Source organism: Streptomyces aurantiacus, from assembly GCF_001418335.1.
Classification (GTDB): Bacteria; Actinomycetota; Actinomycetes; order Streptomycetales; family Streptomycetaceae; genus Streptomyces; species Streptomyces aurantiacus.
Genome location: NZ_LIPP01000391.1, coordinates 1 through 8,529, shown reverse-complemented (window position 1 = coordinate 8,529; position 8,529 = coordinate 1). Strand labels below are relative to the sequence as shown.

Genomic DNA, 8,529 nt, shown 5'->3' with positions numbered 1-8,529 from the left:
CCCGCACATCCACCCCCATCTCCGGATGCCACTGAACTCCCAGGACCCACCCGGGCCCAGGGAGTTCAACCGCCTCGACCGTCCCGTCCCCCGCGTACGCGCTCGGCACGAGCCCCGCCCCCAGCCGCTCCACCGCCTGGTGGTGATACGTCGGCACGGACACCTCCTCGCCGATCAGCCCCGCATAGAGCGACCCCGGTACCGGCTTCACCCCGTGCCGCCCGAACACCCCCACCGCCTCGGCATGCCCCTCGATGTGCTGCACGAGCGTCCCGCCGAGCGCGACGTTCAGCAGCTGCATCCCCCGGCAGACGCCGAGCAACGGCGTCCCGGAGTCCAACGCGGCCTCGATCAAGGCGAGTTCCCAGCCGTCACGGGCGCGTGCCTCGGGCCCGCAGCGCGGGTCGCGTTCGGCCCCGTACCGGGACGGATCCACGTCGGGGCCACCCGCGATCACCAGACCGTCGAGCCGCGCGACGACCCCCGCGGCGTACGCAGGGTCGTCCGGCGGCAGCATCGCGGTCAGTCCGCCCGCCGCCTGGACCAGCCGCGGATAGCCGGCCGGCAGCAGCGCGGCCTCCAGCTCCCACACACCCCACCGCGCGGGCTCCAGGTACGTACTGACTCCGATCAGCGGCCTGTCTCTCATACCCTCTGTCATCCCCATGTTCTCTGGAGTTAGTCGACCGGCTCCATACCTTTGCGGAGGCGGAGGCGGAGAGAGCCCCTGGCCCCCTACGTCAGGAAGCCGCGCAGCAGTGCCGCCGTGCCCGCGCAGTGTTCCCGCATCGTCGCGCGGGCCCCGGCCGCGTCCCCGGCCAGCACGGCATCGACCAGCGCCGCGTGCTGGCGCTGCGAGTGTTCCAGGTTCCGTACCAGCAGGGGGATGCAGTCGAGGAGGTCGTTCACGGTCGAGCGGACGGCCGCGTACTGGCCGGCGAGGGTCGGCGAACCGCACAGCTCGGCCAGGGTCAGGTGGAGGAGCGTGTCGCGGCGCCGGTAGTCCGCCAGCGGGGCGTCGTGGGTGTGGGCCAGCGCCTCGCGAAGGCGCCAGGACCGCTCGGCGGAGAGGCCGTGCGCCGCGCAGAGCCCCGCCGCGCCGACCTCCAGCACCTCCCGGAACCGCAGCACGTCCTCGATGTCGACCTCCGCCACCCGCCGGCGCAGCTCGGCCCCGCCGGTCGCCTCGGCGCGGGGCCGTACGAAGGTGCCGCCGTACCGGCCGCGCCGGGACTCGACGAGCCCCTGGTCCTGGAGGACCTTCAGGACCTCGCGGAGCGTCACCCGGCTGATGCCGAGCCGCTGTGCCAAGTCCCGCTCGGCGGGCAGCCGTTCGCCGCCGGGGACCAGGCCGAGCCGTACGACCTGGAGGATCTGCTCCAGGGCCTCCTCGAAGCCGTTGCCCGCGCGCACCGGCCGCAGGACCGGTGTCAGCCGGTCGCTCGGCCCGGGTGGATCCGGCTGCGACATCCGGTCGTGCCCCCTTCCCAAGCAATGGTTCTCGGCCATACCTTATGGCTATCGGCTGACCGAAGGAGACCTTTCCCGTGGCGGACCGCACACCATCTCTCGCTGTCGAGGAGCTGCACGCCCTCGTCGCGAGTGGCGAGATCGACACGGTCGTCCTGGCCTTCCCGGACATGCAGGGACGGCTCCAGGGCAAGCGGTTCGCCGCACGCTTCTTCCTCGACGACGTCCTCAAGCACGGCACGGAGGGCTGCAACTACCTCCTCGCGGTCGACGCCGACATGAACACGGTCGACGGATACGAGATGTCGTCCTGGGACCGCGGGTACGGCGACTTCGCCATGCATCCCGATCTGAGTACGTTGCGTCGGGTGCCCTGGAACGCCGGTACGGCGATGCTCGTCGCCGACCTCGCCTGGGCCGACGGCTCGCCCGTCGTGGCCGCGCCCCGCCAGATCCTGCGCAGCCAGCTGGAGCGGCTCGCCGAGCACGGCTTCAGCGCCCAGGTGGGGACCGAGCTGGAGTTCATCGTCTTCAAGGACACGTACGAGCAGGCCTGGGACGCCAACTACCGGGGCCTGACACCTGCCAATCAGTACAACGTCGACTACTCGGTGCTCGGGACCGGGCGTGTCGAGCCTCTGCTGCGCAGGATTCGCAACGAGATGGCGACGGCCGGGCTGACCGTCGAGTCCGCCAAGGGCGAGTGCAACCCCGGTCAGCACGAGATCGCGTTCAAGTACGACGAGGCCCTGGTCACCTGCGACCAGCACGCCGTCTACAAGACCGGGGCCAAGGAGATCGCCTCCCAGGAGGGCGTCTCGCTCACCTTCATGGCCAAGTACAACGAACGCGAGGGCAACTCCTGCCACATCCACCTCTCGCTCGCCGGCGCCGACGGCGCCAATGTGATGGCCGGCGACGGCGAGGGCGGCATGTCGCAGGTGATGCGGTACTTCCTCGCCGGGCAGCTCGCCGCGCTCCGCGACTTCTCCCTCCTGTACGCGCCCAACATCAACTCGTACAAGAGGTTCCAGCCGGGCTCGTTCGCGCCGACCGCCGTCGCCTGGGGCCACGACAACCGCACCTGCGCGCTGCGCGTGGTCGGACACGGGCGCTCGATGCGGTTCGAGAACCGGCTCCCGGGCGGCGACGTCAATCCGCACCTCGCCGTCGCGGGGCTCGTCGCGGCCGGGCTGTACGGCATCGAGCAGCAGCTGGAGCTGCCCGAGGCGTGTTCGGGGAACGCGTACGCCGGGGGGTACGAGCACGTGCCCACCACCCTGCGCGAGGCCGCCGAGGTCTGGGAGAACAGTCCCATCGCCCGGGCCGCCTTCGGTGACGAGGTGGTCGCGCACTACCGCAACATGGCGCGCGTCGAGCTGGACGCCTTCGACGCCGCGGTGACCGACTGGGAGCTGCGCCGCTCCTTCGAACGCATGTGAGGGGTTCTTCGTTGTCGCACCCGCCTTCCCAGCCCGACGAGCATGAGCTTCTTGTGCTCGATCCGGCCACCGAAGAAGTCGTCGCCACCGTCCCGGGCGCCGGCCCGGCGGACGTGGACGCCGCCGTCGTACGGGCCACGAAGGCGCAGCTCCGCTGGGCCGCTCTCGCGCCCGGCGACCGGGCCCGGCTGCTGCGCCGGTTCGCCGTCGTCGTCGACGAACACCTCGAAGAACTCGCCCAGTTGGAGGTGCGGGAAGCCGGGCACGTCGTCGGCAACGCCCGCTGGGAGGCGGGCAACGTCCGCGACCTGCTCGACTATGCGGCCGGGGGAGTGGAGCGGCTCACCGGGCGGCAGATCCCGGTGCCGGGCGGCCTCGACATCACGATTCTCGAACCGCTGGGCGTGGTCGCCGTCATCGCGCCCTGGAACTTCCCGATGCCGATCGCCGCCTGGGGCACCGCTCCGGCGCTCGCCGCCGGCAACGCCGTGATCCTCAAGCCCGCCGAGACCACCCCGCTGACGGCCCTGCGGCTGGCCGAACTCGCCCTGGTGGCCGGGTTGCCCGAGTACCTCTTCCAGGTCCTGCCGGGAGCGGGTCCCGTCACGGGCAACGCGCTGGTCGAGCATCCGGGCGTCGCGAAGATCGTCTTCACCGGGTCGACGACCGTGGGCAAACAGGTGCTGGCCAAGGGGTCGGCCCGCCTCAAGCGCGTCACCCTCGAACTCGGCGGCAAGAGCCCCAACATCGTCTTCGCCGACGCCGACATCGAGGCCGCGGCGGCCGCCACCCCCATGTCCTTCCTCGACAACTCCGGCCAGGACTGCTGCGCCCGCACCCGCATCCTCGTCCAGCGTTCGGCGTACGACCGGTTCCTCGAACTCCTCGCCCCCGCGATCGAGTCCGTCGTCGTCGGCGACCCGGCCGACGAGAAGACCGCCATGGGCCCGCTGATCTCCGCGTCCCAGCTGGCGCGCGTACGGTCGTACGTCACCGACGACCTGGCGGGGATCAGGGGCACCGCCCCCGAAGGCCCCGGCTTCTGGTTCCCGCCCACTGTCCTGACCGGGATCGAGCCCCACGCGCGCGTGGCCGTCGAGGAGGTCTTCGGGCCCGTCGCCGTGGTCCTCCCCTTCGAGGACGAGGCCGACGCGATCCGGCTCGCCAACGCCACCGACTACGGCCTCGCCGGCTCCGTCTGGACCCGCGACGTGGGCCGCGCCCTGCGCGTGTCGGGCGCCGTCCGCGCCGGGAACCTGTCCGTCAACTCCCACTCCGCTGTCCGCTACTGGACGCCCTTCGGCGGCTTCAAGCAGTCCGGCATCGGCCGCGAGCTCGGCCCGGACGCCCTGGCCGCCTTCACCGAGACCAAGAACGTCTTCATCAGCACGGAGGGCCCCGCACAGTGACCTCATCGATCTCATCGATCTCATCGTCATCGGCCGACGCCGTCGTCTGCCGTCGGCTGGTCGGCCGTACCGCCGTCATCACGGGCGCCGGCAGCGGTATCGGCCTCGCCACCGCCCGCCGGCTCGCCTCCGAGGGCGCCCAGGTCGTGTGCGGCGACGTCGACGAGACCCGGGGCAGAGCCGCCGCCGAAGGGGTCGGCGGGATCTTCGTCAAGGCCGACGTCACCGACCCCGAGCAGGTCGATGCGCTCTTCGAGACCGCGTACGACACGTACGGATCGGTCGACATCGCCTTCAACAACGCGGGCATCTCGCCGCCCGACGACGACTCGATCCTGGAGACAGGACTGGAGGCCTGGAAGCGCGTCCAGGAGGTCAACCTCACCTCCGTGTACCTGTGCTGCAAGGCCGCGATCCCCTACATGCGACGGCAGGGCAAGGGGTCGATCATCAACACCGCCTCCTTCGTGGCCCGGATGGGCGCCGCGACCTCGCAGATCTCGTACACCGCGTCCAAGGGCGGCGTGCTGGCCATGTCCCGTGAACTGGGCGTGCAGTTCGCCCGCGAGGGCATCCGGGTCAACGCCCTGTGCCCCGGGCCTGTCAACACCCCCCTCCTCCAGGAACTGTTCGCCAAGGACCCGGAGCGCGCCGCGCGCCGCCTCGTGCACATCCCGCTCGGGCGGTTCGCGGAGGCCGACGAGATCGCCGCCGCGGTCGCCTTCCTCGCCAGCGACGACTCCTCGTTCGTGAACGCCACGGACTTCCTGGTGGACGGCGGGATCTCGGGCGCGTACGTCACGCCCCTCTAGTGCCGCAGCCCCGAAGACCGGCCGGGCAGGACCTAGAGTGCCGGGATGAGCATGACGACCCCGCCCGGCTGGTACCGGGACCCCTCCGCCCCGCACACGGAGCGCTGGTGGGACGGGACCGCCTGGACCGGACACCGCCGCACACCCGAGGTGCCACAGCAGCAACAGTTGTACGCGCTGCCTCAGCCGCAGACCGTGCCGATGCCGGCCCGTGCGGGCTCCGGGCGCGCCAAGGCGGTCGCCCTCACCACCGCGGCGGCCGTCCTCGTCGCCGCCATCGTCACCGGTGCCGTCGTCCTGAGCCGGGACGACGGTGACAGCGAGCCCGGGGCGAGAACCGCGCCGACGCCCACCGCGACCGCGCCGACGAGCTCGCCGCCCTCGCCCTCCGAGTCGGCCGGCGACGATCCCGCCGTCGTCGTGGACGAGCTCAACGGCATCACCCTGCCGGTCCTCGACGGCTGGGCCGAGCCCAAGAACGTCTCCGACACCGACATCGTGCTGACCACACCAGGGACGTACCGGTGCCCGGGTGACGACGGCCTCTGCCGCCACGGCACGGTCCTCTCGCGCACGGTGACCGCGAACGACGAGAAGTCCCCCGCGACGCTCGCCAGACAGGACATATCCGACGCGGCCGACCTGGCGTACGACCGCGACAGGATCGACCGGCGCCCCTTCCGCGGCATCACGTCACACAAACTGGTCGAGCAGGGGCCCGTCGCGGTCGCTGGGCGTACCGGACACCTCGTGCGCTGGCGCGTCACGACCGAGGTGGGGCCCGGCGGCTACGTCCAGTCGATGGCGTTCCCGTCCAGTGTCGGCTCGGAGTCGATGGTCATGGTGCGGTACGTCTTCGACGCGGGCGAGGACGGGCCGCCGCTCGCCGACATGGACCGGATCACCGAGGGAATCCGGCCGGTCGGCGACGAGGACACGAGCGGCGGCGTGGGCAGCAGCATCGGGCCCACGCAGTAGTCCCCCAGGGCAGTTGTCCTACAGGGCAGTTGATCTACAGGAACGTGTGGCCCTCGCCGCGGTACGTCGGCACCGACGCCGTCACCGCGTCGCCCTCCACGAGGTGCAGCACGTCGAACCGCTCGCACAGCTCCCCGGCCTTCGCGTGCCGGAACCACACCTTGTCGCCGATCAGCAGATCGTCGGCCGGCGAGCCGAGCAACGGCGTCTGCACCTCACCGGCGCCCTCCTGGGCGTCGAACCGCAGCCCGTCGGGGAGGTACGGCACGGGCAGCCGGTCGGGGCCCGGGGCGCCCGACGCCGGGTAGCCGCCGCCGAGGACGGTCACGACGCCCACCCCCGGTCTGCGCACGACGGGCTGCGCGAAGAGCGCGGCCGGACGCCCGCTGAACGACGTGTAGTTGTCGAAGAGCCGCGGCACGTAAAGCCCCGAACCGGCCGCTATCTCGGTCACCGAGTCCTCGGCCGCGGTGTGCTGGACACTGCCCGTGCCACCGCCGTTGACGAACTCCAGGTCCGGCGCGACGGCGCGCACGGCCCGTACGACCTCCGCACGGCGCTGCCGCAGTTCCTTGCGCGCCGTGGCCTGCATCAGCCGGATCGCGCGCGACCGCAACAGGCGCCCCTCCAGCGCGTCGCCCACCCCGGCGATGTGTCCCTCGTACGCCATGATCCCGACGAGCCGGAAACCGGGACGCCGGGCGATCGCGCGCGCCATCTCGGCCAGCTGGGCGGCGGACCGCAGCGGTGAACGGAGGGCCCCCACCCGGACCCGGCCGCCGAACATCCGCAGCGCGGTGTCCAACTCCAGGCAGACGCGCACCTCTTCGCGTCCGCCGTCCCGGGCGTCGTCGATCAGCCGCAGCTGCGCCGGGTCGTCGACCATGACGGTCACGGCGGCGGCGAGTTTGGGATCACCGGTGAGCTCCGCGTACGCCGCCCGGTCGGCGGACGGATAGGCGAGCAGTACGTCGTCGAAGCCGGAGCGGGCCAGCCACAGGGACTCGGCGAGTGTGTAGGACATGAGCCCGGCGAAGCCCTCCCGGGCGAGCACGCGCTCCAGCAGGGCCCGACAGCGCACGGACTTGCTCGCGACGCGTACGGGCTTGCCCGCCGCCCTCCGTACGAGATCGTCCGCGTTGGCGTCGAAGGCATCGAGGTCCACGATCGCGACGGGTGCGTCCAGGTGAGCGGTGGCCCGGTCGTAGCGGGCCCGGTCTGCGGCGCGGGCAGTCATGCATGAAGCCTGCCAGACCGGATTACCGCAGGGTAGGGGGACGTTCCGGGCAGATGCCCCGGGCTCGCGGACTGATTCCCACGCGCACAGCGTCAACCCGTAGAGTGACGCGCACGCAAGCGGGGAACGGATCCGGAGGGGTTCCTTCGGCGAGCCGGTCGTCCGGGTCGAGGAAACGGGGGGTGCATGAGCACGGAAGCGCGCCGCGCCTCCATTCCACCGCGTCCCTCCACACCACCTGGGCCGCCCGCGCCGCAGAGCGAACACAGCGAACACAGCGAACGAGAGCCGTCGGAACGAGACTCGTCGGATCTGGCGTCGTTGGAGGGGGCCGGGGACCCCGGACCGCGACCGGGGCCGGATCACGCGGCCTCCCACAGGACCGAGCGAGGGAACGTCACTCCTGGGCCCGGTATCGCCGGGGCCTGGTTCGGGCCGAGTCCCACCGGCACCCCGCCGCGGCCACGCACGTCCGACGGAGCCGGGCCCCGGGACACCTCCTCGCCCGACGCGCCGCGCTTCCCGGATCTCCGCCCCACCGCGGAACCGACCAAGGCACCCCAGGTACCTACGTCCACACCTCCGCCGCCCCCGGCTTCGGCCCGCTTCCCGGAGACCCCGCCCGGCGGGACGGCCACCCCGCCCCGTCCGACGACGGCCCCGAGCGCTCCCGTGGGGGGCACCGAGTGGGCGGCCGTCCCGCCGCGTCCCGCGAGCGCACCGGGTGACAGCGGCCGAGACCCCCGAAGGCCGGATACTCCGCCTCGTCCGGCCAGTGATCCGCGTGACGTCGGCCGGGACGCCCCGAGGCCGGACGTTCCGCCGCGTCCCGTGAGTACGCCCCGCCGCACCTCCGTGACCAACGGCGACGAGAGGCCGGCCCCGGCCCGCCCCGCCACCGAGCAGCCGACGGCCACGGGCCACACCGCGCGGCGGCCCGGTCCCGGTACGCCCCCGCGTCCTTTCGCCCCGCCGCGGCCGAGCGCCTTCGAGCCTTTCGCGCGGCGTGCCGGAGCGCCCCAAGAGGCCCCGTCGGAGACCACGAGACGCCTGCGGCCCATCCCCGCGGACCCGCCCGCCGATCCGCACCCGGCGCCGGTCCCGGTCACGTCGCCGAGTACGCCGCCGAGCGCGTCGTCGTCCGGCCGGCCGATGTCCGGACCGGGTGAGCCCTTCGCGGG

The 8,529-nt window shown here is 72.4% G+C and carries 7 protein-coding genes and 1 pseudogene; 4 read left to right on the top strand and 4 right to left on the bottom strand.

The window, feature by feature from the left end; translation table 11 throughout:
* Together AOK01_RS36305 and AOK01_RS36300 are read right to left on the bottom strand one after the other, a co-directional pair.
* Nucleotides 1-649: gamma-glutamyl-gamma-aminobutyrate hydrolase family protein (locus AOK01_RS36305; protein WP_055519277.1), on the bottom strand; the 649-nt coding region annotated here is incomplete at its 3' end.
* Between the two features lie 86 nt (nt 650-735).
* The gene (locus AOK01_RS36300; RefSeq protein WP_055519272.1) at nt 736-1,470 is read right to left on the bottom strand and encodes a FadR/GntR family transcriptional regulator; all 735 of its coding nucleotides are present in this window, start codon (nt 1,468-1,470) and stop codon (nt 736-738) included.
* Between the two features lie 77 nt (nt 1,471-1,547).
* Between AOK01_RS36300 and AOK01_RS36295 the strand changes: the two genes are divergently transcribed.
* Genes AOK01_RS36295 through AOK01_RS36280 form a run of 4 tightly spaced genes read left to right on the top strand, consistent with a single transcriptional unit; the run spans nt 1,548 to nt 6,111 of the window.
* Nucleotides 1,548-2,912 (top strand): glutamine synthetase family protein, encoded by a 1,365-nt coding sequence (locus AOK01_RS36295; RefSeq protein WP_055519271.1) that lies wholly within the window; start codon nt 1,548-1,550, stop codon nt 2,910-2,912.
* An 11-nt stretch (nt 2,913-2,923) separates the two neighbouring features.
* On the top strand, nt 2,924-4,321 hold the full coding sequence (locus tag AOK01_RS36290; RefSeq protein WP_055519269.1) for an aldehyde dehydrogenase family protein: 1,398 nt from the start codon (nt 2,924-2,926) through the stop codon (nt 4,319-4,321).
* Nucleotides 4,318-5,133: a 3-oxoacyl-ACP reductase gene (locus tag AOK01_RS36285; RefSeq protein WP_245702559.1), complete on the top strand. Its 816-nt coding sequence runs from the start codon at nt 4,318-4,320 to the stop codon at nt 5,131-5,133. Before AOK01_RS36290 ends, AOK01_RS36285 begins: the two co-directional genes overlap by 4 nt.
* A gap of 51 nt (nt 5,134-5,184) precedes the next feature.
* Nucleotides 5,185-6,111 carry a DUF2510 domain-containing protein gene (locus AOK01_RS36280; protein ID WP_055519274.1) on the top strand — a complete coding sequence of 309 codons (927 nt, stop codon included), beginning with the start codon at nt 5,185-5,187 and terminating at the stop codon, nt 6,109-6,111.
* A 34-nt stretch (nt 6,112-6,145) separates the two neighbouring features.
* Here AOK01_RS36280 and AOK01_RS36275 read toward each other — a convergent pair whose 3' ends face one another.
* Entirely contained in the window at nt 6,146-7,348 is a 1,203-nt protein-coding gene (locus AOK01_RS36275) for an amino acid deaminase/aldolase (protein ID WP_055519267.1), read from the bottom strand.
* A 362-nt stretch (nt 7,349-7,710) separates the two neighbouring features.
* Nucleotides 7,711-8,529 (bottom strand): annotated as a pseudogene (locus AOK01_RS44525) (hypothetical protein); the annotation flags it as partial.